The sequence below is a fragment of the Jiulongibacter sediminis genome (assembly GCF_001306455.1).
Lineage (GTDB): Bacteria > Bacteroidota > Bacteroidia > Cytophagales > Spirosomataceae > Jiulongibacter > Jiulongibacter sediminis.
This window is the reverse complement of sequence record NZ_LGTQ01000013.1, coordinates 14,517-38,628: the sequence shown is the minus strand read 5'-3', so window position 1 is coordinate 38,628 and position 24,112 is coordinate 14,517. Positions and strand designations below refer to the sequence as shown.

19 protein-coding genes are annotated in these 24,112 nt (G+C 43.3%); 14 read left to right on the top strand and 5 right to left on the bottom strand.

Features of this window, described 5'->3' with window-relative positions; genetic code table 11:
* Positions 1-14: 14 nt before the first annotated feature.
* On the bottom strand, positions 15-755 hold the full coding sequence (locus AFM12_RS16525; protein ID WP_055150477.1) for a 3-keto-disaccharide hydrolase: 741 nt from the start codon (positions 753-755) through the stop codon (positions 15-17).
* Between the two features lie 180 nt (positions 756-935).
* Between AFM12_RS16525 and AFM12_RS16520 the strand changes: the two genes are divergently transcribed.
* From AFM12_RS16520 to AFM12_RS16490, 7 genes are all read left to right on the top strand, one after another.
* On the top strand, positions 936-1,298 hold the full coding sequence (locus AFM12_RS16520) for a BlaI/MecI/CopY family transcriptional regulator (RefSeq protein ID WP_172678818.1): 363 nt from the start codon (positions 936-938) through the stop codon (positions 1,296-1,298).
* Between the two features lie 93 nt (positions 1,299-1,391).
* The gene (locus tag AFM12_RS16515) at positions 1,392-3,329 is read left to right on the top strand and encodes a M56 family metallopeptidase (protein ID WP_082391389.1); all 1,938 of its coding nucleotides are present in this window, start codon (positions 1,392-1,394) and stop codon (positions 3,327-3,329) included.
* Positions 3,330-3,389: 60 nt separating this feature from the next.
* Positions 3,390-3,989, top strand: a complete 600-nt coding sequence (locus AFM12_RS16510; RefSeq protein WP_055150468.1) for a uracil-DNA glycosylase family protein — start codon at positions 3,390-3,392, stop codon at positions 3,987-3,989.
* Between the two features lie 116 nt (positions 3,990-4,105).
* Entirely contained in the window at positions 4,106-5,299 is a 1,194-nt protein-coding gene (locus AFM12_RS16505; RefSeq protein WP_055150465.1) for a dipeptidase, read from the top strand.
* Positions 5,277-5,783, top strand: coding sequence for a hypothetical protein (locus AFM12_RS16500; protein WP_055150462.1), 507 nt, complete (start codon positions 5,277-5,279; stop codon positions 5,781-5,783). The genes AFM12_RS16505 and AFM12_RS16500 overlap by 23 nt, the downstream gene beginning before the upstream one ends.
* 82 nt (positions 5,784-5,865) lie before the next feature.
* Entirely contained in the window at positions 5,866-7,488 is a 1,623-nt protein-coding gene (locus AFM12_RS16495; RefSeq protein ID WP_055150459.1) for a sulfatase family protein, read from the top strand.
* A gap of 41 nt (positions 7,489-7,529) precedes the next feature.
* On the top strand, positions 7,530-9,452 hold the full coding sequence (locus tag AFM12_RS16490; protein WP_229308526.1) for a heparinase II/III domain-containing protein: 1,923 nt from the start codon (positions 7,530-7,532) through the stop codon (positions 9,450-9,452).
* A 4-nt stretch (positions 9,453-9,456) separates the two neighbouring features.
* On the opposite strand, the gene AFM12_RS16485 is transcribed toward AFM12_RS16490, so the two are convergent.
* A complete protein-coding gene (locus AFM12_RS16485) occupies positions 9,457-10,176 on the bottom strand; it encodes a PI-PLC domain-containing protein (protein WP_055150456.1) in 720 nt (239 codons plus the stop codon).
* A 358-nt stretch (positions 10,177-10,534) separates the two neighbouring features.
* On the opposite strand from AFM12_RS16485, the gene AFM12_RS16480 reads away from it, so the two are divergent.
* Genes AFM12_RS16480 through AFM12_RS16470 form a run of 3 tightly spaced genes read left to right on the top strand, consistent with a single transcriptional unit; the run spans position 10,535 to position 16,432 of the window.
* Positions 10,535-13,525, top strand: a complete 2,991-nt coding sequence (locus AFM12_RS16480; protein WP_055150453.1) for a SusC/RagA family TonB-linked outer membrane protein — start codon at positions 10,535-10,537, stop codon at positions 13,523-13,525.
* 49 nt (positions 13,526-13,574) lie between these two features.
* Positions 13,575-15,323 (top strand): RagB/SusD family nutrient uptake outer membrane protein, encoded by a 1,749-nt coding sequence (locus AFM12_RS16475; RefSeq protein WP_055151219.1) that lies wholly within the window; start codon positions 13,575-13,577, stop codon positions 15,321-15,323.
* Positions 15,324-15,379: 56 nt separating this feature from the next.
* Positions 15,380-16,432 (top strand): alkaline phosphatase, encoded by a 1,053-nt coding sequence (locus AFM12_RS16470; protein ID WP_055150450.1) that lies wholly within the window; start codon positions 15,380-15,382, stop codon positions 16,430-16,432.
* Between the two features lie 69 nt (positions 16,433-16,501).
* On the opposite strand, the gene AFM12_RS16465 is transcribed toward AFM12_RS16470, so the two are convergent.
* From AFM12_RS16465 to AFM12_RS16455, 3 genes are read right to left on the bottom strand one after another with little or no spacing between them, the layout of a single operon-like run.
* On the bottom strand, positions 16,502-17,536 hold the full coding sequence (locus AFM12_RS16465) for a bestrophin family protein (protein ID WP_055150447.1): 1,035 nt from the start codon (positions 17,534-17,536) through the stop codon (positions 16,502-16,504).
* Between the two features lie 60 nt (positions 17,537-17,596).
* Entirely contained in the window at positions 17,597-18,544 is a 948-nt protein-coding gene (locus AFM12_RS16460; protein ID WP_055150444.1) for an alpha/beta hydrolase, read from the bottom strand.
* 11 nt (positions 18,545-18,555) lie between these two features.
* The gene (locus tag AFM12_RS16455) at positions 18,556-20,907 is read right to left on the bottom strand and encodes a GH92 family glycosyl hydrolase (RefSeq protein ID WP_055151216.1); all 2,352 of its coding nucleotides are present in this window, start codon (positions 20,905-20,907) and stop codon (positions 18,556-18,558) included.
* A gap of 277 nt (positions 20,908-21,184) precedes the next feature.
* On the opposite strand from AFM12_RS16455, the gene AFM12_RS16450 reads away from it, so the two are divergent.
* The 4 genes from AFM12_RS16450 to AFM12_RS16435 all read left to right on the top strand — a co-directional run bounded on the left by AFM12_RS16450 (position 21,185) and on the right by AFM12_RS16435 (position 24,084).
* Positions 21,185-21,598, top strand: coding sequence for a DoxX family protein (locus AFM12_RS16450; protein WP_055150441.1), 414 nt, complete (start codon positions 21,185-21,187; stop codon positions 21,596-21,598).
* A gap of 4 nt (positions 21,599-21,602) precedes the next feature.
* The gene (locus AFM12_RS16445; RefSeq protein ID WP_055150438.1) at positions 21,603-22,082 is read left to right on the top strand and encodes a glutathione peroxidase; all 480 of its coding nucleotides are present in this window, start codon (positions 21,603-21,605) and stop codon (positions 22,080-22,082) included.
* Positions 22,079-22,531, top strand: a complete 453-nt coding sequence (locus tag AFM12_RS16440) for a MarR family winged helix-turn-helix transcriptional regulator (RefSeq protein ID WP_055150435.1) — start codon at positions 22,079-22,081, stop codon at positions 22,529-22,531. The genes AFM12_RS16445 and AFM12_RS16440 overlap by 4 nt, the downstream gene beginning before the upstream one ends.
* Positions 22,532-22,638: 107 nt before the next feature.
* Complete coding sequence (locus AFM12_RS16435) at positions 22,639-24,084, top strand: Gfo/Idh/MocA family protein (protein WP_055150432.1); 1,446 nt, start codon at positions 22,639-22,641, stop codon at positions 24,082-24,084.
* Positions 24,085-24,112 lie beyond the last annotated feature (28 nt).

Genomic DNA, 24,112 nt, shown 5'->3' with positions numbered 1-24,112 from the left:
CAACACATAGACGACTACAGTTCTCTGATCTTCAAGTTCTGAAAACTTACACCCTTCGCCCAATCTTGTAAGGCAATATGGCCGGAAGTGGCCGCTCCGAAAGCCTCAAAGGTTTTGAAATTACTATTGGCGACTTTTTCTTTCCATTCTTTACCGGTCAAATCCTGATCGGCTGTTTTTACACCATTAAGCCAAAATTGTACTCTCCCGTTTTCCTGTTTGATCATCGATTCATTCCATTCCCCCGCAGGCTTAGCAATAACGGTATTAAGGTTCTTTTGAAAACCATACAAACAGCCGGCCCAATGGGTAGAATCATGAAGGTATTCGGCATGGATACCCAGATTGTCCAATAATTGGTACTCCGGGCCTGTGGTCCAGGCGGTAGGGTATGCTTCATCCTCCTGTACATTAATAAAAACCCCTGAATTCCCTGCCTCTGAAATTTTCCAGTTAAATTTCATTTCAAAATTTGAGTAGGATTTATCTGTCAATAAATCTCCATGCACCACTTCAAAAGTGTCAGGTTTGCAATAGAGCTCGCCGTTTTCAGTCACTATCCAGGCCGATGGTACGTCCCCGGCATTGTAGAGGTGCCAACCATCTGTGGTTTTACCATCAAATAACAAAGTCCAGCCCTCTTCCATTTCGATCTCGGATAATGTATTTGGGCCAGCTTCTTCTTTGTTCTCCTGACATGCGATAATCGCAATAAGTGATAAAAGTGTAACAGCTTTTGAAAGGGTTGATTTCATTTTTGATATTTTTTCGGCAAGGTACAATTTTCCTTTGAAAGCCTTTCATTGGCTACTTACTCCTACAATTGTGGTCCGGTATCAAATCTTAAAATTCGTTAATTACGAAAAATATCGTAGAAAAACTTTGCACCTACGAAACCAATCGTATTATATTTGTTACGAAAATAATCGTAGATAATGATCAAGCCAACTGAAGCTGAATTAGAAATTCTCCAATTACTCTGGCAAAGAGGTCCCTCTTCTGTCAGAGAAATCAACGATGAATTAAATAAATCCAGAGATGTGGGTTACACCACCACGCTGAAAATCATGCAGTTAATGCATGGTAAAAACATTTTAAACCGTACCGAACAAGGTAGGTATCACGTGTATGAGGCCGCTGTTTCTCAGGAAAACACGCAAAAGCAACTTCTGGAAAAGTTCGTCGATTCTGCCTTTGGCGGTTCTACCATGAGCATGGTTATGCAGGCTCTGGGAAACCATAAAGCCAGTAAAGAAGAGTTGGAGGAAATTAAGAAATTGCTGGAGGGGATGGGGTGAAAGATTGACCGAAGACGGGTGACGGATGACCGAAGAAAACTTCCGTATCCGGTCATCCGTCTTCGGTCTTAAAAAACGTAACAAATACAAATTATGAATAAGCTACAATCAATTTTCGAATCACCGCTGGCTGCACAGTTTGGGCAGACCATGCTGCATTCCCTCTGGCAGGGGGTGCTCCTTGTGGCCCTCTTTTGGGTGGCCAATCGTTTTATCAAAAAAGCTGAGAATAAGGTCTGGCTTGGACTTTCAGCCTTTGCCTTACAGTTTTTCGCTTCAGCTTTGACCTTTTTCATTCTGATGCCGGAAAAAGTAGTAGGGGGAGAGAGATCAGCTGAAAGTAGCCCTCTGCTGTGGAATCAAATTGTTTCGGGTTCTGCGTCGCAAAATCTTCTCGAAACAGTTCAGGCGAATGCTCATTGGCTTTTCGTCGGTTGGCTGATCGGCTTTTCTTTTTTAATGCTGAGACAGTTCGGCGGCTTGTTTTATGTGCAATTCCTCAAAACCAAAGGCACACTAAAACTCAGTCAAAAAGCGGATATGGCCTTAAACGCCGTTTTAAGAAAAGTTGATGTGAACATTCCATCTTTTCAGGCTTTTGAGTCTGAGAAAGTAAGTACCGCAATGGTGCTTGGAAGCCTGAAACCCGTTCTGCTTCTACCCGTTTCTTTGGTTAGTGGTCTCAGCCATGAACAGCTTGAACTCATTATTGCTCACGAAGTCGCCCACATCAAGCGTAATGATTTTGCACTTAATTTAGCCCAAACCTTACTGGAGAACCTGTTTTTCTATCATCCGGCCTACTGGCTTGTAAGTTACCAGATCAGAGAAAACCGTGAGCATGCGTGTGACGACTGGGCAGCAGAATTAACAGGAAACAGAGTTTTACTGGCCAAAACCCTGGCTCAAATACAGCTCAACCAACAGCACCCCACGCTGGCGATGGCATTCGGCAAAAAAAGAATGCCTATGCTGGGTCGTATACAACGTTTACTTGGTATTAACCCCAAAACTCAACAGGTCAAACTTATGGCTACTTTACTGGTGATTGCAGCACTGAGTACAGTTGGTGCGGTACAAGCTCAAACAGATGAGGTCATAGACATTGAACCATTTGAAGAGGTGGTCAAGCCGGAAATTGTTCAAGTTGAGCCAGATATCGTTGAAATTGCCCCTGGTATAGAACCAAAGGCCACGGTTTCTGATTCTGAGAAAGTTCATCGCCACATTTATTATGGATTTGGAGACGAAAAGATCCAATTGAAAAATGATGACTATGATGTCAAGATTGACGCCGAATCTATCACGATCAATGGTCAAAAAATGAATTTAACTACGGCCGAGAGAGCAAAACTGAAGAAGTATTGGAATGAAATTTCAGCGGCCAAAAAGGAGTTAGAAGAGAAGACTGCGAACATTCAGATTGACTCCGATAAAATTCAGAAAATTCATGAAGAAATAATGGCGAAAGTGGAGTTTAATCCGGCAAACGATCCTGAGTTTAAGAAATCAATTGCAGAAATTCAGGAACAGGCGAAAATCATTTCAAAATACAGTGAGGAGTTTCAAAGTCAGATTACCAAACTGGATAAGAAAGACCCCGACTTTCAGAAAAAAATGGAGAAGCTCGAAAAAGAGTTTGAGTCAAAAATTGAGATTCACGAGAAGAAAATGGAAGACTTCGAAGTGAACATGGAAGGGTTTGACCTCAAAATGGAGGAGCTTGAGTTAAAACTCGAAAAAGAACTGGAAATTCCGATGAAGAAATTTGAAATAGAAATGGAATTGAAAGAAAAGGAGATTGAGGAAAGTGCTGAAAAAGTTGAGAAAAACCACGAAGCAATTCTTCAAATGCTCCCGGAGGAAGTTCAGAAGTCATTTGGTGAAACTCCCAAACCACCGAAACCACCTAAGCCTCCAAAACCTGCCAAGCCGGTCAAACCAATGAAGGCTTCAAAGGTGAGTCCGCCAGCCCCACCTTCGGCCCCAACACCACCTAACCCGGCAACTCCGCCTCTGGATAGAAACTAATCGCAGAAACCCTCCATTGCCGGAGGGTTTCTTTTTGCACATTGTTTTCTAAATTAGGGAGTGAAAAAGCTGATTGATAATATTCATAACTGCAACGTTTGCCAGGAGCATTTGCCTCATGGCTGCAGGCCGGTTCTTCAGGTATCCACGAAAAGCAAAATCCTCATTATTGGTCAGGCACCGGGTAGAAAAGTTCATGAAACGGGAGTTCCTTTTGACGATAAAAGCGGTGATAATTTGAGAAGCTGGCTAGGTGTTTCAAGAGATCAGTTTTATAATCCGGAGCTGTTTGCCATTATGCCAATGGGCTTCTGTTATCCGGGAACAGGAAAGTCTGGAGATTTGCCTCCAAGACCCGAGTGTGCTCCTCAATGGCATGAAATGGTGTTAGCTGAAATGAAGAACATCAAGCTTACTCTTTTGGTGGGTCAATATGCTCAAAACTACTATCTACAAGAAAAAGCCAAGGCTACACTCACTGAAACTGTCAGAAACTTTGAGAAATATTTGCCAGAATTTTTGCCCCTCCCCCACCCTTCACCAAGAAATAATATCTGGATGAAGAGGAACGAGTGGTTTGCATCAGAAACCCTTCCGTTGCTTAAAGAACTCATTCTTTCAAACTTATCCTCTGAAGACACAAAGACTTCTAATTTTTGAGAAGAAAAAGAGGCAGAATAGTATTATAATCTGAAAATCAGCCATTCGTAGACCAAAATAGCAGAGGTTTTAGAAAACACTTTGTAGTTTTTAACATCAATAAACCTGAAAACCCGATGAAAAAACTACTTCTTGCCCTCACCCTTGTTCCTATCCTGAGCCTTAAAGCTCAGGAAAAAGCCGTTGAGCTAGCTCATAAATTCATTATTACGGATGGGCATGTTGACCTTCCATACCGCCTGAAAGTGCAGAATTTTCAATTGACCAAAGAGTACACAGGTATACCGGTAGAGTCTGAGAATGGTGATTTTGATTTCAAAAGAGCGAAAGAAGGCGGGCTTGATGCTCCATTCATGTCCATCTACATTCCGGCCTCGTATACACAGGAGGGTGGGGAAAAATTGGCTGATAGCCTCATCAATATGGTGGAGTACATTGCCAAAGAAGATAAAGATTATTTCCAGATAGCCACCAGCCCAAAAGAGGTCAGAAAAGCCTTTAAAAAAGGAAAAATAGCTTTGCCAATGGGCATGGAGAATGGCAGTCCGGTGGGCTCTGTTGAAGACATAGCTTATTTCAAAAAGAGAGGTATCAGCTACATAACTTTAACGCATAGTAAAGTCAATCAACTGGGCGATTCATCTTACGATACTACTCGGGTTTGGCAAGGTTTGAGTCCGTTTGGCGAAGAGGTAGTTCAGGAAATGGCCCGGCAAGGTATTATGATTGATATTTCTCACGTTTCAGACAGCACGTTTTACGATGTGATGAAAATTACACCGATACCGGTGATTGCCTCGCATTCTTCTCTACGCCATTTCACACCCGATTTTGAGCGAAATATGACCGACGAGATGGTGAAAATGGTCAAAGAAAACAACGGCGTTATTATGATTAATTTCGGATCAACTTTTCTCGATGGTAAAGTCACCGAAACGCGAAATACCCTGCGAAAAGAAATGATGGAAATGCTGGAAGAAAAAGGGCTGGGTATGAGAGACCCGGGTGCTCGTGAGCTCATTAGAGCCTTTGGTGAAAGTCATCCTGAAATGTATAGTGATGTTGAAATGGTAGTGAATCATATTGAACGGGTTGTCAATCTGGCTGGTGTTGATCATGTTGGCTTCGGCTCTGATTTTGATGGTGTGGGTGACTCTTTGCCGCTGGGACTCAAAGATGTTTCCGATTACCCGAATATCATCAACCTACTGCTGGAGAAAGGGTACTCCGATGAAGATATTGAGAAAATTTGCTCAGGCAACCTTTTCCGGGTATGGCAGGCTACACTTGATTACGCCAAAAAGCATTGACATTGGCATAAACTATTTGCCAGATAAGGGCGTTAAAGGACTGAAATCACAAACCGAAACCATGAAAATTCTTTCCCTAACTCTATTGATCTTCGTAAGTATTGCTTGTCCCGAAAGCTCGGTAGACGCCGGATGCGAAACTACAGGAGCTATTTCTCAGGACACCAGCCGAGAAGCTGATGAAAAACTGTTGCAAGACCTGTATTCTGAAATAGAATCGTTATCAAAAGAATTCTCGTGCAGCGATGCCAACGAATGGAAATTCACCGAGATCGGAAGTAAAGCCTGCGGCGGACCAGCCGGATATATTGTTTACAATGTCAATCAGGACACGGAGTGCTTTCTCAAAAAAGTCAGACACTACACGAGCCTTACCGCTACTTTTAACGACAAATATGGCGTGATTTCAGACTGCTCCATCGCTCCCATTCCTTCAGGTATTGAATGTATGAATGGAGAAGCAGTTCTGGATTTTATCGACTGATTTAAGACTCTTATTGGCCGAGGCCAATAACTCTTCAGTGATTCATAAAATATTACGATCTTGGGTTATCTAAAGTAACCCTATGAAAAAAATCAGAACCCTCGGATTTCTCATTCTCGGAGTTTCATTTCTATTCTCATGCACAGAAGAAACTCCAAAACGCCCGAACATCCTCTTTATCATGGCGGATGATCATGCGTATCAGGCGATATCTGCCTATGACAATACGTTGATTGAGACCCCAAATATTGATCGTATCGCTAATGACGGTATGCTGTTTACCAATGCCTGTGTTACCAATTCCATTTGTGCTCCATCTCGTGCAGTGATCCTGACCGGAAAACACAGCCATTTGAATGGTAAAATTGATAATAACTTCCCGTTTGATACTACTCAAATGACTTTCCCGCAACTATTGCAAGCCAATGGCTACCAAACGGCCATGTTTGGCAAATTGCATTTCGGCAATAACCCGAAAGGTTTTGATGAATTCAAAATTCTGCCAGGTCAGGGTCGCTATTATAATCCGGAGTTCATCACCAAAAAAGAAGGAAAAAAAACCATTACCGGCTATGTGACCGACCTCATCACCGACATGACCATCAACTGGCTTAAAACGGAGCGAGAAGAGGACAAGCCTTTCTTCATGGCCTACCTGCACAAAGCTCCGCATCGGGAATGGTTGCCGGCAGAACGTCATTATACAGACTTTACCAAACGTACTTTCAAAGAACCCGAGACGCTTTTTGACGATTACAGCGGTAGAGGATCTGCCGCCCATGAAGCCGAGATGAATCTGCTCAAGCACATGAACTGGGCCGGAGATTCCAAAATCTACCCCGATGTCATGGATCAATTGGGAATTCCTGAAACAGCCGGCTGGGACAAAGGAGCTTTCGCCCGGGAAGTTGGGGCTATGAATGAAGAACAGCGAGCCGCCTGGGATGCCGTCTACGGACCTATGAATGAGCAGTTTATCAAGGACTACCCGACTATGTCTCAACAGGACAAAATGAAATGGCGATATCAGCGATATATGCAGGACTACCTGGGTAGCATTGCCTCAGTTGATGAAGGTGTGGGCAAAGTCCTTGACTATCTCGAAGAAAGCGGACTCGCAGAAAACACCATTGTCATTTACACCTCCGATCAGGGGTTCTATCTGGGCGAGCATGGCTGGTTTGACAAAAGGTTCATCTATAATGAGTCTTTCAAAACGCCTTTATTGGTTAAATGGCCCGGGGTAATAAAAGCAGGTTCCAGAAACACGCAAATGGTACAGAATCTGGACTTTGCCCAAACTATTCTCGCCGCAGCTGGTGTAGAGGCCCCTGCCGACATGCAGGGCGAAAACCTAATTCCATTATTCAGAGGAGAAACCGAGAATTTCAGAGATGCCGTGTACTATCATTATTACGAATACCCGGCGGTGCACATGGTAAAACGCCACTACGGTATTGTCACCGAGGATTTCAAACTTGTTCATTTCTATTACGATGTGGATGAATGGGAGCTGTATGATCGAAAAAATGACCCGAAAGAGCTTCGTAATGTCTATAATGATCCAGAATACGCCGAGGTCGTCAAAAAGCTCAAAGCTGACCTGAGCGATTTAAGAATTAAATACAAAGATTCGGAGGAGCTTGATCAGCACTTTATTGACAAATACAAAGAAAAGGGGCTTATCTCAAGGGGAGGAGAGTAATTGACACTTTTATAAATGGCCTTTTAGTCAACCTATTGATCATGATGAAAACAATCTTCTTTTGCCTTTTAATGACCATTTCGCTTTGTGGCTTCTCACAAATAACTGAGCGAAACCTCCTCCAAAATAACTGGTCGACCAGTGATATTGAGAAATATCTAATCTCAAAAGAAGAATTTAAGCCCTACCCGAAAACTCCTGAGGAATGGGCTAAAGCCTTGCCGTCCAAAACAATCCTCGAAGTCATTAAACAGGGAGAGGCGGCTCTTGAATATGAATTCATGCCCATCTCGGGTTCCATCATGATGGAATACAAACGAAGTGGTGACCGCTCTGTTCATCAGGAAATTTCTTTCGGGAAACGAGAAAATCTCATGCATTTGGTGCTTGCAGAAAGCATGGAGGGAAAAGGCAGGTTTTCCGAGGCCATCTTCAATGGTATTTGGTCCATTTGTGAAGAAAGTTACTGGGGTGTTCCGGCCCACATCTCACACACGGGTTTGCCGGATATTGACCACCCTTATGTTGATCTATTTCAGGCAGAAACGGCAGGAGTACTGGCTTTGGCCGACTACCTCTGCGGTCCTGAAATGGATAAAATCAACCCATTGATCAGGAAACGAATTTATTCTGAAACTAACAGTAGGATTTTCATGCCGATGATTCAGGATTCAGAGAACTACGGGTATATGAGCAAAACCAAACCCGTAAACAACTGGAATCCCTGGATCATGTCAAACTGGCTCCTCAGCACCCTTCTTCTTGAGCCTGAAGAAGCTCCTAGGCACGAAATGGTTTACAGAGCTATGGCAGGACTTGATAGTTACCTTAACAGCCTGGGTGATGACGGAGGCTGTGATGAAGGCCCCTCCTACTGGTTTGCGGCCGGTGGTTCCGTTTTTGATTGTCTGGAATTACTTGATAAAAGCACAAGTGGTAAAGTCAATATTTATCAGGAGCAATTGATTCAAAACATGAGTAATTATATTTACAAAACTCATATCGACGAATCCTATTTTGTCAATTTTGCCGACGCTGACCCCACCCTCGCTCCCGATGGCCTGCTACTTTACCGACTGGGCGGAGCCATTGATAGTGAACCGCTGGCTACCTTCGGGCAATGGGCTTTTCAACAGTTCGGCATGAAATCTACCCACGGTTTTATGCGGATGAGAACCATGGAAAATCTGCTCACCATAAAAAATATTCCTGATGAAAAAGCCGAGCTCCAGCCTGTCAGAAAAGTCTGGTTTGAAGATATTCAGGTGCTGGTAGCCAGAAATAACCACGGACTTTTTATGGCAACTCACGGCGGCCATAATGCCGAAAGCCATAATCATAATGACATTGGCGACTTTATCATTTATCAGGATGGCCAGCCCATGATCATTGACGCCGGGCGGGGTAACTATACGGCCCGAACGTTCTCTTCTGAACGCTATACTTTATGGTTTACCCGGTCTGACCACCATAATGTACCTCTAATAAACAGCGAGGTGCAGGAAAACGGCCGGTCTTTTGAGGCCACCGAGGTGGAAGTTGTAGAAAACGCCAAAGAAACAGCCCTTCAACTCAACATGCGGAAGGCTTACCCTGAATCGTCGGGCATTAAAAGCTGGAAACGTAAAATCAGTATCAGCCAACAAGAGCCCAGCGTAAGTCTTAAGGACGTCTATAATCTTTCAAAAACTGAAAGTCTGCAGCAGGTATTTATGACCATTTGTGCCATTAAGAGTCAGGCACCGGGAGAATTGGTTTTGATTTCGGCCAATGGAGAAAAGCTCCGTCTTAAATTCGATCCTAAAATGTGGAGTATGAATATTGAAGAACCCTCTTCAGAAGGCATGGAGTACAGTGCTTTTAAAACCCGTTGGGACGGTGAAGTGGTGAAGAGGATCATTTTTGAGAACAAAAAACTCAAAGCCAAAGGTGATTACACTTTCCTTTTTCAAAAGGTAAACTAATCGGCTACTTTTCCAGAAAATTAACACACTCATAGGGTTTATCGGTATTGATATAATCAACGCCGAGTTCTTTGAGTGTTTTCCAGGCTAAAGGTGTATCTGGCGTTGCCCAGAAACGAATGGGGAGACCTCTCCGGTGGGCAATGGCAATCATTTCTTCCATTTTTGACCTGTCTTTTAGAGGTAATTCATCCTGCCCTTTCCAGGGAGAAATTTTATAAAAAGGAAGGCTCAAAAGAGCAATATTGTCTAAGGTTTCAGGCCAGTTTTCGGCGTCCTGATGATCAAATTGAATGTATTCCAGAAAAGCAGAATAATCAGAAGGCCTGTTTCCCGAGACAGCAATAGTCACCTTCTTGTTAGCCGTCAATTGAGGATAATTTTCCAAAAGTTTCATTAAGGCCGACAGCGTTGGCTCCGCCTCCGTTTTGAAATCAATCAACAATTGTAAACCCTGAAACCCCGACGCTTGAACAACCTTGACCAGCGGCTGTAAATAAAGATTTTCTAAATTCCGTTCGGCGGAAACATCCTCTCTGTTGTGAGCCACCAGCAGCTTGCCATCCACCTCAAAAACATCAGCCTCCACTGATTTTACCCCAGCTGTATAAGCCTCCCAAAACGGAAAATCGTGTTCATAATCATTATGGGCATGTACTTTTTGAGCAGTAAGATTTAAGTTTTGAAGGCAAAAAAGAACAACAATCAGCAGCCTGGTTTTCATTTCGCATTGAAGAGGTTTGAATAGTTAGGAAGAGCCTAAAGTAGTTAAAATATCCAACTCCCGTATTAAGGATTGTTTAAGAAATGATGACTTGACCATTAACATATTCAACACAGTTTTATCAAATAATTAAGTCTGAAATTCTGTCTGGTTCCAAGCCATTTGCAATCCTAGTTTTGCGGCCGAAAAACCAAAAGTCCTTAAGCCAAAACGATCTGAAAAGTTCTTTCAAAAAAAGAGTAGCTCCTGTAAAGGTTTGACAACAAAAAGATTAACTTTAGTTAATCCAACACAATCTTTTCGAAATACTCTTTTCGCTTCAGAAAGAACCTATTGATCAATTAACTCTTCAAGTAACATGAAAAACAATCTATTTCTCCGATTGTGTGCACTTGGTACTATGCTCCTTTTCTTTTTATCAGGAGTAGCCAACGCAGCACCACTAACGATTCAAATTAACGGTACAGTCACAGAGCCTGACGGCACTCCTTTGATTGGCTGTTCAATTATTGAAAAAGGAACCACAAATGGTTCCCTTACAAATGCCAGCGGCGAGTACTCCATTACTGTCAAAGACGAAAACTCAGTATTGGTCTTCAATTTTATCGGCTTCACGTCACAAGAGGTTTTGGTGGGAAGCCAGACCAACATCTCTGTTCAGCTGGAGCCCTCAGCTTCTCAGTTAGATGATATTGTAGTACTCGCATACGGTACTCAAAAGAAATCTGACCTTACAGGAGCAGTAGGGACCCTAAAGAGCAAAGACTTTAACAAGGGGATAGTAGTCAACCCCGGACAGCTTTTACAGGGTAAAGTAGCAGGTGTTAACGTCTCGTCTGTCAGCGGCGAACCCGGTGCATCTCAAGATGTCATCATTCGCGGAGTTGGTAGTTTAAGATCAGGAACGACACCGCTTTATGTGATTGACGGTTTTGTTCTCGACAACTCTTCAACAGGCGTTGCCACCAACCCTTTGAACTTCATCAACCCCCAGGATATTGAATCCATCAACATCCTGAAAGATGCTTCAGCTGCTGCTATTTACGGTGCCAGAGCTGCCAATGGCGTTGTGGTCATCACCACGAAAAAAGGAAAATCAGGCAAAACAGAAATGAATTTATCCGCCAGCACTGCCATTTCTACATTATCAAACAAGATTGATGTTTTCAGTGCTGATGAATTCAAAAAGCAAGTAGTTAATGCCGGTGGCAACCTCTATAATGCCGGTGGCAGCACAGACTGGCAAGATGAACTGACACGAACGGCTCAGTCTTATACCACCCACCTCTCCATAAGTGGAGCAGCTAGTGAAAAATTCTCCTATTTTGCATCGCTTGGTCTCGATAATCAGGAAGGCATTCTTCTCAATAGCAATTTAAAGCGTTACTCAGGCCGTCTCAATCTAAATCAGACCGGTTTAAACGGCAGATTAAATATTGCGTATAACCTGACGGCTTCCCAAACTGAAAATAACAGGCCCGACGGTGGTTCAATGGTCGTGAATATGCTTCAGCTTAACCCGACTATCCCGGCGTATACCAATGGAAGTCCAAGCCTTATTGATGATATGCTGAACCCTCTGACCCGTCAGGAAATCTATAAAGACAATGCCGTCAATAACCGTATTATTGCCAATTTTTCTCCCAGTCTGAAAATTACAGATGACCTTACGTATAAGCTCAACGTTGGCCTAGACCGTTCTTCAACAGACAGGATCGTACAGATGCTGCCGTATGCTCTTCTTGAGGGGCTTGATCTTGGCTCATTAAATTCTTCTTTGGTAAAAAATGACAATAACCTGATCGAAAATACCTTGACCTATAACTATCAGAAAAGCAGTCATAACCTGAATTTTTTAGCCGGGCATTCGTATCAGAAAACCTTTGAGCATCTTCGCGGTTTTAACCTGACTGGTTTTGCCAGCAGCGGTATTGAGCCTATTTATCAGGATCAGACCAGCACGCAGGAGCAGCCGACAACACTAAACACGTATGCCATCAAAAATGAGCTTCAATCATTCTTTGGAAGAGTGAATTACGGTTTTGAAGACAAATACCTTTTCACAGCCACCATGCGGGCAGATGGTTCATCTAAATTCGGTGAAAATAATAAATACGGTTACTTCCCATCTTTTGCCGCAGGCTGGAATATCAGCAATGAGGATTTTATGACCACCTCGGTTTTCACGAATTTGAAACTAAGAGCCAGCTGGGGTTTGACCGGTAATCAGGAGATTCCTTCTAAGATAACTCAGGCGAATTACGTAGAAAGCAAGTCTGGGAATGACACCTATCCTCTTAACCCTAACGCCAATACGTTGGATGATTACCCTTACGGCACAATCTTTACACGATTGGCAAACCCGAATATCCAATGGGAGGTATCCAGACAATCGAACATCGGTATTGACTTTGGCATACTTGCCAATAAGCTGACAGGTACTGTTGACTATTTCAACAAAACTTCAGAGAACATCTTACTGGAAGTGGTGCCCGCTGACCCAATTCAACCTACGGCCACCTACTGGACAAACGTACCGGATATGCAAATCAAAAACTCCGGTCTTGAGTTATCCCTTGATTATCGCAGCAGCAGCCAAAGAAGCTTTTATTATGGCATTGGTGGAAACATAACACTGATGAAAAACTCTGTTGAAAACTCACCTTACGCTGTTCTGACTACAGGAGCTGCTCAGGGTGCCGGACAAACGGGAGCTACCATCAATGGCTACATAAACGGTGAGTCTATAGGTGCCTTCTACATGAAAGAATTTGTAGGTATCGGTGACGATGGTTTAAACGCTTACCTCGATAAAAACGGAGACGGCCAGGTTTTGGAAAATGACCGATATGTTGTGGGAACCGCAATTCCAAATGTGCTTTATGCTTTCACTGTCAATCTGGGCTACAAAAATTTTGATCTGGGGCTCAATTTCAACGGAGTATCAGGAAACAAAATTTTCAATCACACGGCCATGTCAATTTTCAATAAGGGAAGCCTTTCTTCTTCTTTTAATACGACTGCTTTTGCTGTTGAGTACCCTGAGGAGGCTATTTCAAACTCCAATGAAGTTTCAACAAGGTATCTTGAAAACGGTAGCTATCTAAGAATGAACAATGCTACGCTCTCCTATAACCTAAGCCCGGAGAAACTCTTGAGTAGCAACTGGATTAAAGGTGTACAATTCTCACTGACAGGTCAAAACCTTTTTGTTCTTACCGACTACAGTGGCTTTGACCCTGAGGTAAACACCGGAAGCTCCACCGGCGGAATTCAAACTTTTGGAATTGACCGTTTTACCTATCCAAAAGCCAGAACTTACATGCTTGGCCTTAATGTATCATTCTAAAAGAGGAGTTAAATCCTTCATTTTGAATCAAATAAGAAATTTCAACATCATGAAAAAAAATATAATACTTGCAGCGGCCATTGGCTTACTTTCAGTCATAGACTGGAGCTGCACCGATCTCAAAGAAGAAGTTCTTGACGAATCACTCTCCGGACAAGGCCTCGCCGAGGCAGTCAGCGGTTCTATCGCCCCTGCATATGGTCAGCTTTCATGGACCTGGAGACATACCAATTATTACGGGCTTCAACTTATTCCATCAGATGAGGCTATCTTACCATACAGAGGGGGTACGGACTGGTTTGATGGTGGTAAGTTTATGGATGCTCATAGGCATACCATTACTCCGGGAAACAGCCTCGTTCGTGACTCCTGGAATGAAGTATCAAAGAATATCTCCAGAGCCCTATCGGCTATTGAAGTCCTTACACCTCTGGCCGCTGAAGGCAATAGAGAAGCTGAGGGTGCCCTTTATGAAATGAAAGCCCTGAGAGCCTATCTGAACATGCTGATGCTGGATAGCTGGGGACTGGTCTTTAAGAAAGAAAACTCCAGTGAATTATCAGAAGTGATCAGAGGCCAGGATGCCATAGATTACATCGAGGCTGAACTGCTCTCTGTGGTTGATAAAATTAACACAGATAAAGGGCCGGGAAGATTGACCCAAAACGCTGTGCTCGGTTTTTTGGCGAGGCTCAGTCTTAATTCCGCCGTTTACCGCGATCCTTACGGAACACCTAATTTTTCTGCAGAGGATATGAATAAGGTGGTTTCCTACACTGATCGTATTATCAATTCCGGAAAGCATTCTTTTTCTCCGGAGTATTTTGATCTCTTCAATGATGAGAATAACTCAAACCCTGAAATCATTTTCGCGGCAGATCAAAGAGGAGTCCTTTCAAACGAAGAAAGTCGTTGGACCTACTGGTCAATAGCAGGTTCTTTTTGGGGAAGGCCGGAATATCCAAGTTCCGATGGAACAGATGGACCAGCCATTACACCTGATTTTTACCAAACCTGGGCATCAGCCTACGGCAACGAAGATCCTGCTACAGCAGATGCCAGATTCTTCAAACAAAATCAAATGATTCCCGACGAGATCGCTGACCTTTCAGGACTGTCTCCTCTGAATGACGCTGAAAACTATTACTGCATAGCCGCTCAGGATTTTGAGATGAATCGTGGTATTCTTCGAGGCGTAATCTGGGGACCAAGAAAGGGCTCTGATGGTGCGTTCTTAACCTGCGAGGGTGGCTACAGGATTTACCCGGTAACCCAAATCAAAGGAAACGGGCCAGACAAAAATGTGGGTTACGTTAACCATACTTTGCAGGTTGACTTTACTAACGAGGGCAGACTTCACGCCGCCGGGTATCGCGTAGGCAAGTATCAGTTTAGCCACACTTCACCCAATGCCAATAACTTCAGTAGCGTGGACTTAGTGTTCATGCGTTTGGCTGAAATTTATCTGATGCGTGCCGAAGCAAAACTTCGTCTGGGCGATAACGCCGGTGCATTAGCCGATGTAAATACGGTAAGAACTTCCAGAACGGCACGTCCTCAGCAGACACCTCCGGCTTTGAGCAGCATTGACCTTGATCTTCTTTTCAGAGAAAGAGGGTTTGAGCTTTACTGGGAAGGCTTCAGAAGGGGTGATCAGATCAGATTTGGAAAATATGAGAATAGCTGGACAGAGAAAACGTCAAACAGCGTAACCAACCGCCTGTTTCCGATTCCTCAAAGTGCCATTGATGGTGCTTCCAATATTGAGGGGTACCTGGTCCAAAATCAGGGTTATTAATAAATATCTATGAATGAGCGGGAGATTGATTCTCCTGCTCATTTAATTTCAACAGCATGAACAAACTAAAAACAACACTTTTTCTCTTTGCTATTTCATTTTCAACTATTGCTCAGCAAAAACCTCAAAATGTCATTTTCATGATTGGGGATGGCATGGGCCTTTCGCAAATATCAACGGCCATTCATTTCAAAGGTTCGCCCTCGGCTTTTGAGCAGTTTAAGCATATCGGCTTCGTTAAAACCTCCTCTGCCGTTCAAAAGGTAACTGATTCTGCAGGGGCAGCAACAGCCTATGCAACTGGGCAAAAATCATTTAACAGAGCTATTTCTGTAAATACAGATTCGGTGGCCATCCCCACTATTCTTGAGCAACTAGAGGCCAAAAACTTTGCCACGGGCCTCATTAGCATTTGTTCTATCACCGATGCCACACCAGCTTGTTTTTATGCACATGCCACTGACAGAGGCCAACATGAAATCATAGCGGCTCAGTTACCGGCTTCCGGAGTTGATTTTGTCGCCGGTGGCGGAAGACAATATTTTACCTCAAGAGCTGATGGGATGAATTACTTGGATGATCTCAAAAAAAGAGGTTATCAGGTAGACACCACCGTCCGTTATGATCAGATAAATTCTTCTCAGAAATATGCATATCTCGTTCACGAAACCAACTTGCCAGGCAGACACGAAGGCCGTGATGACTACTTCCCGAAAACCCTGAATACGGCTATTCAATACTTTTCAGGCAAAAAAGAGAACTTCTTTCTTATGGCCGAAGGATCATATATTGACTGGGCTGGCCACAGAAATGACAAAGAAATGATGATTGCCGAGCAACTGGACTTTGACGAAGCTCTTCAGATCGCCATTGACTTTGTCAAAAAAGATAAAAACACTTTACTCATCGTCACGGCCGACCACGAAACCGGTGGCACAGCTGTGACCAAAGGAGCAACGCAAGATCAGTTAAATGTGGAGTTTGTGACTGACCAACATACGGCCACTATGGTCCCAATCTTTGCTATGGGTCCGGGAGCCGAGCTTTTTCAAGGTATTTATGAAAACAACGAAGTCTATCACAAACTAAGGGCTTTGATTGATTTCTGAAAATCAGATAGTCATTGAATTTATTAAGAGCATTTGCTAATTGCAAGTGCTCTTTTTTTGAGTTTTGAATTACATCAAAACCCCATTTTTGCTTTCTATTGAAGGCGGAAGATCTGTTTCTCCCAGCATTTCCCGAAGATCAATTTCAATTGTACGACACAGGGAAAGCATCGGTATATCATTTGCCATTCCCTGAAAAGGGTTCTCAGAGTAATCGCCAACAATTTCCATCATAACATACACCCAACCGATTAAAGCAGTAATCGGTATGGACAGCCATAGCCCCCAGTCACCCACTTTCATCAGTTCCGGAATCATACTGAAAGGCAGAAGAGCAATAAAAATGCCCACAAAATATCTGCTCATATTGGCATATTGCCTCGGTAAAGGAAACTTCTTTATTCGCTCATTTTTACCCTGAAGCGTATAAAAATTCTGCAGCACTTTAGCCATTTCCATATGCCTGAAGTCATCAATAAGCCCATTTTTACGGAGCTCTGATAAATCATCACCCTGACTGTTGATGAGTTGAGTAGCCTTATTTTTAAGAAGCTTTATTTTTTCAAACTCACCCTCAGACAAAAACTTTACGGGGTCAGCCCCCTCAATCTGATCATCCACAAGGCCTACCCCAAATTTTCGCTGATAAAATTCTGCCGTTCTGGCCAGGTGCCCGCCCTGACTAATATGCTCCCATGATGTAGGTGCCAGCAGTTGATTTCTGTGGGTATACAGCCAGGCTATATGCCGGTAAATGAGACGTTGCTTTATGGAATGTAACTCGTTTTCAGATAGCGGTTTTTCAATAAACAGATTTGACACAAAACTATTTACCAGCATTCCCCAGGAGCGGCTGTCGTTCACAATTCCACCCCATATCTTGCGGGCTTCCCACATGCGGTCATAGGCCTGATTATTTTTAAAACCTACATAAAATGCGACTGCAGTACCTATCACCGAAATCGGTAACCATGGAATACTGAAAGAGAGTAACTCGAATTCATATAAAAGCGTAATAGAGGTCATCAAAATGAGTAGCCAGATAATGTGAGGCCCACTCCATTTCAATAAATTTGAAAACCGTATTCCTTTGGTTACAATCATCTTTTCAAGCCTTCATTTTTCAATTAATTTCCAAATTACACCTTAAGTTAGCTTTTCTATTCAGAAATTACCATCCAGCCAATCAGCAATGGTCTCCCAGCTTTCTTCAGGAAAACGGGCATGAGCAGCACCTTCAAGAACTAAAAAGTCCTTATTTGCAGACGGGACATCGTTAAAAACTTCCTTAACAGCGTCTACATCAAAAAGCTCATCTTGATCACCTACCGCCACCAAAACCGGTACATTAAGATTTTGGGGCAGACCCAGCAGTTCTCTGTCAACCATGGTCAAAAAACGGAGGGTGTAACTGAAGTTAAACAATGGATCATTTCTGCCGGTCATCCCGTCTCTAAAATAGTGAACCACCGGATAACCCGGCCTGAGAAGGCTGTTGCTTAGAATATGAAGTTTTTGAAGTAACGTTGGCTCATCTCTCACACCCTCTTTGCCACGGTATCCACCAGACAAAAGGATAAGTCCGTCAATTTGATCCGGCACTTCCTGAGTGCAGTAAATAGCCGCTGCCACACCAAGGCTATGCCCCAGAATGATCACTTTTTCAAAACCCTGACTACGGACAAAAGCCACGCTCTCCGCTAAATCTTTTTTCCATTTCTCCCGACTTTCGTAATCACCTCTTGGACCATCAGAAAGACCGTGCCCGCGGTAGTCAAGGCCAAAGGTGGTGTAACCTCTGGCCGAGAAGGGTCTGCCTGTCATTTCATAGGGACCGGAATGAGCAGTAACACCATGAAAAATAAGAATTGCTGTTTTTTCTTTTTCTGCAATGGTGCTATCCGGTAACCATTGTCTCACAAACAAAGTCAAACCGTCAGAAGTAGTAAAGGAAAGGTTTTCATCCGGTTCAGAAGCCCTCAACTCCTTTACTTTTTCAGGATCTAAATTAGCATGCGTTTTCAAAGGTATCACGGGTAGAAAAGCAAAAACCACAACCAGCAGTATTAAAACCGCAACCAGAATCCCTATCCATTTAAACACTTTCTTCATGTCTTTAAAAGTTAATTTGACATCGATGGCGGAGCCAATACTTCTGCTTTGCCCCACTTTTTATTGGGCTTGTTGCTCATTTGTAATTTCAGTGTTCCTCCTTTGACAAGTTCTTCATGAGGTAACCAAGCCTTTCTGAGTTTAGTATTGTTTAAGGTTGCTGCCTGCACAAAAACGTTATCATGGTTATTACCGGCAGCCTCTATGACAAAACTCTCTCCTGGATAATAATCAGGATTCAGCGATATCGTCACTTTATCAAAAACAGGGCTTCCTATTTCATAAAACGGTTGATCCGTAGTACCACCGTTCACCGAAAACAAACCTATTTTCATGAGTACAGCTAAACTTCCCATCAAACCCTGATCTTCATCACCGCTGTAACCGAGTTCCGGCGTAAGGTCGCTGTAAACCTTGTTTACCACTTTTCTACTCCAATACTGCGTTAGCCAGGGAGCACCGGCATATGAGAATAAAAATGCCGTTTCTATGCTCGGCTGATTACCGTAATTAATATAAACCCTCCTCAGTTCTTCCTGAAGCTCCTGATCATGAGCTTTCCCCGATACAAAATCATGTTTTTCAGCTCTCTCAAAAGCTGTATTGAGGGTATCAATAAAAGCCTTTCTTCCTCCGTAAAGATCAATCAAGCCTTTAATATCATGAGGCACCCACCAGCGGTATTGAGCCGCATTACCTTCTTCAAAACCATGATCATATCTAAGTAGGTCCGGTTTTGCTTCCCAGTTACCGTCCTTATCCCGATTCCAGAAAACTTTGAGGTTTTCATTCCATAAATTCCTGTAATTTTTTGCCCGCGACATGAACAAATGATAATCGTCCGTTTTGCCCAATTTTTGAGCCATTTGTGCTAAGGCAAAATCCTGATAGGCGTATTCCAAAGTTTGCGTAGTTCCATCCTGATGAAAACCATAACGTCTTTCACTTAGTGGATGTGGTACAAAACCTTGATTGATATAATACTCTACTCCTCCGCCCTTTATGGTATTGTGCTCATAACCCGCTTTGCTCATCATTCCTGCTTCAAAATGATTTTTGTGAAGGCCTTCATAAACCTTTTCAGCATCAAAACCTTTCAAGCCTTTGAGATAAGCACTGCTTACAAAAGGCGTAGTTGCGGCTCCGGTCATGACATAAGTATAATTTCCGCCTGACGGCCCACGAGGAATCAAACCGCCATCTTCGTACATCAGTAACATAGAATTCACAAAACTTTCCGTCACCTCAGGATAAACCAAATGCCATAGCGTATTGAGTGTCCACTGTGCCCCCCAAAACGAATCAGAGTTGTGATGATTAAATTTAGGTTCTCCATTTTCATTGAGTGGAATCTGACCTACTTTTGGTCGCTCACCAGTGTAGTCAATGTACTTGCCGTTTACGTCAGATACAATTCTCCGGCCCTGCAAAGCATGCCATAAATCGGTGTAAAAGCGGCGTTGCTCTTTCTCAGTACCGCCCTCAATTTTTATACGGCTTAGCATTTCATTCCACTGCTCCTGACTTTCCCTAACACATTCCTCAAAATCCCAATGTGGCAACTCTGTGTCCATATTCAGGCGAGCCTGATTAGTGTTGACATACGAAATAGCCACTTTCATTTTCCGTTTTTCATTTTGTTGCGTAGCAAAACTGACGTATGCCCCGATGTCTTCACCCTCAATTAAATTATTCTCAAATTCTTTCAGTTTTCCTTTTTCCCACGCTCTTATTTGTTCAAAAGGCTGGTCAAAGCGTGCAACGAAATAGACCTTAAAACTTTTTGGACGTCTGATCGTCGGACCCATGATGGCGTAACCTTCAATTTCTGTGTCGTTGACTTTTTTAACATAGCCCCTCTCTGTATCTGTCGGACCGAGGAAAGTTGAAAAATCAAAAAGAATATGGCTCTCTGCCGCTTCAGGGAAACTATATTGATGAAAACCAACACGAGTAGTGGAAGTCAGTTCGGCGGTAATGCCATAAGAATCCAGCACCACTTTATGGTAGCCAGGTTTTACAATCTCAACATCATGACTGAAAGAAGAACCATAAACATCAGCCCCCAAATGCCCTTTAAACTCACCTGAAACCGGTAAAACCGGAATACCGGATAGCTGCCAGGCATGAATATGACTGAAACATTTAATGCTATCTTTTTTGTACCGGTAACCTGCATTCCAGGCTCCATTCACTTCATTGTCCGGACTGAGATTAACCATCCCAAAAGGACGACTAGCAGAATTAAAAAAAAACCAACGGGAGTTGGCCGCATCAAGGTGAGGATAAACCAAATCGACAGGCCTTTGACCATAGCCTAAAAAGGAGCCGATCAGACAAAGTAGCGAAATGCAGATTTTCATTTTTGTGGGTAAAAGATTCGGCTCGAAGTTAGGAATATTTATTGTCATCAGTCAAAAGTAATAAGAAAGCTCAACAGTCTCATTCTCAATAGCTTCACAACGAATTACTTACAGGCGTATATTTTATTTCAATCGTCTATATACGTAGTGCACAAAATAGAAGAGTAGTTTTGCGAATCAAATTAAAATTAGTCCGAATTGAGAAAATCGCAGCTCAAAATGAACGTCTTTTCAAATTAATCGTTTTATTATCGTACACGACATAATCTTACTCGATATGAATTTACCTACCTCCACATCTCAGAACATTCTGAGAATTATACTTGGGTCATTTATGGTTATTGCGGCCATTGGTCATTTCACTTTTCAAAGGGCTGAATTTCAGGCTCAGGTGCCAGACTGGTTACCCTTCAGTAAAGACTTCGTCGTGCTAGCGTCGGGAGTAATAGAAATAGCACTCGGGCTTTCGATGATTTTCTGGAAGAAACACAGAGTTGAAACCGGAATAGCACTGGCCATTTTTTATGTACTCATTTTTCCCGGGAATATCGCCCAGTATATGAATGGAATTGATGCATTCGGGCTTGATACCGACCTAAAACGACTAATCCGGTTATTTTTTCAACCGGTTTTGATCTTGTGGGCCCTTTGGTCAACAGGAGCTTTGAAATTTATTCTCAATAAAAAATAACAACATGGAATTTTATCAATTCACAGCAAGCTCCCTAAACGGTAAGCCCGTTAAAATGGAAGACTTTAAAAACAAAACCGTTTTGGTGGTCAATACCGCCAGTAAATGCGGGCTTACCCCTCAATACGAAGGTTTGGAGAGTCTTTATCAGAAGTATAAAGACAAAAATCTCGTTATCCTCGGCTTTCCCTGCGATCAGTTTGGCGGTCAGGAACCCGGTGGTTCAGATGAAATTCAGGAATTCTGCCAAATCAATTATGGCGTGAGTTTCCCGATGTTTGAGAAAATTGAAGTAAACGGCAATAACGCTCATCCTATTTTCAAATACCTCAAAAAGAACCTTGGCGGCCTTTTCGGAAGCCGTATCAAATGGAACTTCACTAAGTTTTTGATTGACGCGAGCGGCAAGCCCATCAAACGCTTTGCCCCGACAACCAAACCCGAGGATATTGAAAAGTACATTGAAGCTAACCTAAGTATATGAGTTTGAAAAGTGAAAATCTGCTGCTTGAAAACCAGATTTGTTTTCATTTCTATGCCATAAGCCGGTTGACAAACCAGCTTTACACCTCTATTCTCAAAAAACTAAACATCACCTATCCGCAATATCTGGTGCTGCTGGTGCTGTGGGAGCGTGACGGTCAAATGATAAAAGAATTGGGAGAAAGACTGCTGCTGGACACAAATACCCTCACGCCGCTTTTGAAAAGAATGCAGCAAAAGGGGCTTTTGTCAAGAGAACGTTCGGGTGAAGATGAACGAAAAGTCATTGTTTCTTTGACCCCAAAGGGACAGCAGATGAAAGAAGAAGCCGTATGTATTCCACAAGAAATCATGAGCAACTTTTCGAGTGAAGGCCAATCTGCCGAGCAGGCGGTGGGCCTCAGAAAAGCTCTTCAACAGATTTTAGAAACGCTAAAAGAGAAAGCTTAGAAAGTCATCGACATTTTGCGGGCATTCAGATGTAAAAGCAAGAACTCCTTTAGTTATTTCATGAGATTGCTCTTAAATTGATCCCTCAATTTACTTCAACCCGTCTAATGAAAAAGAGAAAGACTCAAAACTCAAGGAGAGAGTTCATCAAACAATCAGCTATTGCATCATCATTCTTTATTGTGCCCCGGAACGTTCTTGGTGGTGTAGGCTTTACAGCTCCAAGTGATCAACTGAATCTGGCCGCCATAGGTGCAGGCGGAAAAGGAGCTTCCGATATCAGGAATGCCTCGGTAAACGGCCGGGAAAATGTAGTGGCCCTTTGTGACGTGGATTTCGGTGGATCCGCCAAAGAATCGGTAAAGCGTTTTCCGAAGGCAAAACTTTATGCCGATTACCGGGAAATGCTGGACAAACAAAAAGATATCGATGCCGTAACTATTTCAACCCCTGATCATGTTCACGGACCTGCGGCCAAATACGCCATGGATCGAAATAAGCATGTGTACGTTCAAAAACCATTGACGCACAATATCCGCGAAGCCAGAATCTTGACGGAACTGGCACGTTCGCAAAAAGTAGTGACTCAAATGGGCAACCAAGGGGGATCAAACCCACTTTTGGGCATGGTTCAAGGCTGGATAGACAGTGGAAAACTCGGGAAAATTTCTAAGGTACAAGTATGGACCAACAGACCTGTATGGCCACAAGGGGGAGAAATGCCGAAAGCAGACCCTGGCCAGAAACCCGAAACGCTGGACTGGAACCTTTGGCTCGGACCAAACGAGCTAAAACCTTACGTACCCAATTTGCACCCGTTTAACTGGCGTGGCTGGTGGGATTACGGTACCGGTGCCCTAGGCGATGTAGGATGTCACCTGATTGATATTCCATTCAGAACGCTGGGGTTGATGTACCCAACTGATGCCGAATGCAGTGTGGGCTCCGTTTTCTCACAAATGTGGACGCCGGATTATCACCCTGAGGGCTGCCCGGCTTCGTCGTTTATCACGTTACATTTCGGAACGACCGATAAAAGTAAATCACCAATAGAAATGACCTGGTCAGATGGTGGTATTCGTCCGTCACACCCTGATATTATCCCGGCTAATAATGATATCGGAGGAAAGAACAGTGCGAATGGGGTACTCATCATCGGTGAAAAAGGAATTATCAGCACCAATATCAATGACAGCTCGCCGTTGATGCCAAAACTTTACCTCAACGACGGCACTACAGAGTTTGGCCCTGAAACCGAGCCAAACGATGAACCGGAATACGGCCACCAGAGACTATGGGTGGATGCCTGCAAAGCGGGTTTTGGCAGCAAAGAGCATAAAGGCTTAACCTCCTCATTTGACTACGCCGGCCCAATGACCGAAACCGTGTTAATGGGTAACCTGGCGATCAGAAGTTATATGCTGAAAGACAAAAATGGAGATTTCTTCGCCCGCAAAAAACTACTATGGGACGGCGAAAACACCCGTATCACTAACCTCGAAGAAGCGAACCAGTTTGTGGGACGTGAATACCGGAAGGGATTTGAAGTGTAGTTCGTGATCAAATTCCATCGGATGAAAT

What these genes read in the sequence shown, in the direction of transcription:
- AFM12_RS16525 (WP_055150477.1), bottom strand. Translation starts at nt 755, where the DNA reads ATGAAATCAACCCTTTCAAAAGCTGTTACACTTTTATCACTTATTGCG.
- AFM12_RS16490 (WP_229308526.1), top strand. Translation starts at nt 7,530, where the DNA reads ATGATGAAAACAATCTTCTTTTGCCTTTTAATGACCATTTCGCTTTGT.
- AFM12_RS16450 (WP_055150441.1), top strand. Translation starts at nt 21,185, where the DNA reads ATGAATTTACCTACCTCCACATCTCAGAACATTCTGAGAATTATACTT.
- AFM12_RS16495 (WP_055150459.1), top strand. Translation starts at nt 5,866, where the DNA reads ATGAAAAAAATCAGAACCCTCGGATTTCTCATTCTCGGAGTTTCATTT.
- AFM12_RS16480 (WP_055150453.1), top strand. Translation starts at nt 10,535, where the DNA reads ATGAAAAACAATCTATTTCTCCGATTGTGTGCACTTGGTACTATGCTC.
- AFM12_RS16520 (WP_172678818.1), top strand. Translation starts at nt 936, where the DNA reads ATGATCAAGCCAACTGAAGCTGAATTAGAAATTCTCCAATTACTCTGG.
- AFM12_RS16515 (WP_082391389.1), top strand. Translation starts at nt 1,392, where the DNA reads ATGAATAAGCTACAATCAATTTTCGAATCACCGCTGGCTGCACAGTTT.
- AFM12_RS16465 (WP_055150447.1), bottom strand. Translation starts at nt 17,536, where the DNA reads ATGATTGTAACCAAAGGAATACGGTTTTCAAATTTATTGAAATGGAGT.
- AFM12_RS16460 (WP_055150444.1), bottom strand. Translation starts at nt 18,544, where the DNA reads ATGAAGAAAGTGTTTAAATGGATAGGGATTCTGGTTGCGGTTTTAATA.
- AFM12_RS16435 (WP_055150432.1), top strand. Translation starts at nt 22,639, where the DNA reads ATGAAAAAGAGAAAGACTCAAAACTCAAGGAGAGAGTTCATCAAACAA.
- AFM12_RS16475 (WP_055151219.1), top strand. Translation starts at nt 13,575, where the DNA reads ATGAAAAAAAATATAATACTTGCAGCGGCCATTGGCTTACTTTCAGTC.
- AFM12_RS16455 (WP_055151216.1), bottom strand. Translation starts at nt 20,907, where the DNA reads ATGAAAATCTGCATTTCGCTACTTTGTCTGATCGGCTCCTTTTTAGGC.
- AFM12_RS16485 (WP_055150456.1), bottom strand. Translation starts at nt 10,176, where the DNA reads ATGAAAACCAGGCTGCTGATTGTTGTTCTTTTTTGCCTTCAAAACTTA.
- AFM12_RS16505 (WP_055150465.1), top strand. Translation starts at nt 4,106, where the DNA reads ATGAAAAAACTACTTCTTGCCCTCACCCTTGTTCCTATCCTGAGCCTT.
- AFM12_RS16445 (WP_055150438.1), top strand. Translation starts at nt 21,603, where the DNA reads ATGGAATTTTATCAATTCACAGCAAGCTCCCTAAACGGTAAGCCCGTT.
- AFM12_RS16470 (WP_055150450.1), top strand. Translation starts at nt 15,380, where the DNA reads ATGAACAAACTAAAAACAACACTTTTTCTCTTTGCTATTTCATTTTCA.
- AFM12_RS16440 (WP_055150435.1), top strand. Translation starts at nt 22,079, where the DNA reads ATGAGTTTGAAAAGTGAAAATCTGCTGCTTGAAAACCAGATTTGTTTT.